The following is a 2,876-nucleotide window of genomic DNA, read 5'->3' as shown; positions in this document are numbered from 1 at the left end:
GTCCAACTTTATCTATGTTTTCTTGTTTTTTGAATTTTAGATTTGTGGTTTGGATTTTATTTGAGATTTGTTTATTGAAATTTGGGATTTATTTGATTATCTGATTCTGATAAAATTGTTCTCAACTCCACGCTTGGCTTGATAAAATTGTTCTCAACTCCACGCTTCGCTTTGAAGTCGAGTCCAATTTTATTTTCATTCGTGCATTTCAAGTCCTTCGGTGCGATTCTGTGTTCCTTTGTACCTTAGTGTCTTGGTGGTGAAAAAAGCAAAGAAAAAATCCTTGACTCAGGAAACACCGTTTTTTTGTTTGCATTTCTTAAATCTTCGGGGCGTAGCGCAGTCCGGTTAGCGCACTGGTTTTGGGAACCAGGAGTCGGAGGTTCGAATCCTCTCGCCCCGATCAGATAAATTATCAAAAAATCCGCTTTATCTCTCCAGCAGCTGCCGGAGAGAATTAAAGAAGGTTAATAAAAAAGATTTAACAGGGAAAGTATATTAGAAAAATTTCCTTTTAGAGTTTCGGGCGCTTAGCTCAGTTGGGAGAGCGCCTGCCTTACAAGCAGGTGGTCGGGGGTTCAAGTCCCTCAGCGCCCATTTAAGAACCGGTTTGAGTTTTCAGACCGGTTTTTTTATTATGACAAGTTCAGCCTTGTTCCCTTTCTGGAGAAGAGAGGGAAGAAATCAGGAAAATAGTTATTATTCAGCTGAATCGCTGATCTGAAATTATTTGCTTGACTGGAAAACGGTATAAATTGTCATTCAACCAAAATTTGAGGAAAAATGCCGAAAAAAAGAAGAAAACCCAGAAAGAAAAAGAAAGAGTCGAAAAAGACGATCTACATCTTCCTGTTCACCTTGATCGTCCTATTCGGCTTGTATTATTTCTTTAGTAGTCGTCTCCGGGTTACTTCCTATCCTGAAAAGGAAGAAACCAGAATAGATGTTAAGAAGTTGGAAAAAAAGGACACTGTTCTCGATGCCCTCGATCATGCAAGAACCTTGTTGGGAGTACCGGAAAACCTTTTCAAGACCAGGATCAAAGACGATATTATCAATATTTCCATGGCTCTCAATAAAGCAGAAATGGATCTGAACTATGCGAATATGATCATCACCGGACAGGTCGAGTTGATCGGAGGTAAAATACGCACTGGGAAAGAACTTTACAGCGGTTCTATGCAGATTCTGGAGATCTACGATCCTGAAAATAAACAGGAATACAAGATCAAACTGTATTATGCTCAAGCGAATGTTTATCAGCAGGAAAAAACCAAATTAGCAATTGTGATCGATGATTTCGGGTATTCCGGTGGAAAATTGCTGGAAGATTTCTGTGCTCTTGATAAGAATATTACTTTTGCCATCCTGCCTGATTTGAATTTTTCAGAAAAGGCAATGAATAAGGCAAATACATCCGGTCATGAAACTATGATCCATATTCCCATGGAACCGATCAATTATCCCAGGAATGATCCCGGTGATAATGCCATTTTTGTGCATTTATCTAAAAAAGAGATCCGGAAGAGAATGGAACATTTCATTAAGGAACTTCCTCTTTGCGTGGGTGCGAATAATCACATGGGATCGCTGGCAACCGCTGATAAAGAAGTTATGACCGTCGTTCTGGATGTCTTGAAAAAACATGATATGTATTTCATCGACAGTCATACGACTTCCTCGTCCATAGCGTATGATACTGCTCAACGCATGATGGTACCTTCTTTTGATAATGATTTTTTCCTCGATACTCCGGATATCACGGATGAAACTCTGGCGAAGAAGATTCGAAAATTACAAAATCTGAAAAAAAATAAAGTTCTGCTGATCACACATTGTACGAGCAGGAAAAAACTTGAATATTTGAAAAAATTCCTGGTTAAAATAAAAAACATGAATTATGAATTAGTACCTGTTTCCAGTTTTTTTAAAACTGATTTACCGGATATTTTATGAAAGAATATCATTCTAAGTACTCTTTCATCTTCTCTTCCGAAGAATCAGTAATTTTATTGGGAAAATCCTGTTCGAGGTTGAAGATTCCTCGATAGATGCCGGTGAAAGAAATCCCGGAATGACAAAGAATAAGGAAAAAATCATGGGAAAGATATTAATAGTCGATGATAACAAAGATATGCAGTTTCTTCTTTCCAATATATTAAGAGAAGAAGGATATGAAATTTTTTCAGCCGGAAATGGTAACCGGGCAATCGAGATCGTCAAAAGGAACGAACCAGATCTGGTTTTACTTGATATCAGGTTACCCGGAATGGATGGATTGCAGATCCTGGAAAAAGTCAGGAAGATCGATAAAGATATAATTGTCATTATGATCACTGCTTTTGGCGATGTTAAAAGTGCAGTCCAGGCAATGAAACTCGGAGCTCATGATTATGTAACCAAACCTTTCGATAACGAGGAATTGAGCCTGATAATTTCTAAAGCTCTTAATACCAGATATTTGAGTAAAGAAGTGGATAGTTTGAGAAAACAATTAACGGAAAAAGGTGAAATCGAAAAGACGATGGGCAAAAGTGATGTCATCAAGAAAGTAATAAAACAGGTCGAACTCATCTCTCCCACGAATATGAGTGTGATCATTCAAGGTAAAAGCGGTACCGGCAAAGAAGTTATTGCCCGGATGATCCATCATAAAAGCCTGCGCAAGAAGAAGCCTTTCATTGCTATCGATTGCGGAGCGATTCCTGATACTCTGGTTGAAAGCGAACTTTTCGGACATGAAAAAGGAGCATTCACAGGATCATATTCCCAGAAAATCGGAAAATTTGAACAAGCTGATGAAGGGACCTTGTTCCTCGATGAATTAACTAATCTTCCCCTGGAAGCTCAAGCAAATCTTTTACGAGCTATCGAAG

The 2,876-nt window shown here is 38.5% G+C and carries 2 protein-coding genes and 2 tRNA genes; all 4 read left to right on the top strand.

Annotated features, from left to right (window positions below):
- The first annotated feature begins 328 nt into the window (after positions 1-328).
- Positions 329-406: transfer RNA gene (locus ENL20_12870), tRNA-Pro, on the top strand.
- A gap of 118 nt (positions 407-524) precedes the next feature.
- Positions 525-597, top strand: a tRNA-Val gene (locus tag ENL20_12865).
- A 186-nt stretch (positions 598-783) separates the two neighbouring features.
- Positions 784-1,956 carry a divergent polysaccharide deacetylase family protein gene (locus tag ENL20_12860; protein HHE39441.1) on the top strand — a complete coding sequence of 391 codons (1,173 nt, stop codon included), beginning with the start codon at positions 784-786 and terminating at the stop codon, positions 1,954-1,956.
- 142 nt (positions 1,957-2,098) lie between these two features.
- On the top strand, positions 2,099-2,876 hold a 778-nt coding region (locus tag ENL20_12855; GenBank protein ID HHE39440.1), incomplete at its 3' end, for a sigma-54-dependent Fis family transcriptional regulator.

It is taken from the genome of Candidatus Cloacimonadota bacterium, from assembly GCA_011372345.1.
GTDB lineage: Bacteria > Cloacimonadota > Cloacimonadia > Cloacimonadales > TCS61 > DRTC01.
This window is presented reverse-complemented; position numbering and strand designations above follow the sequence as displayed.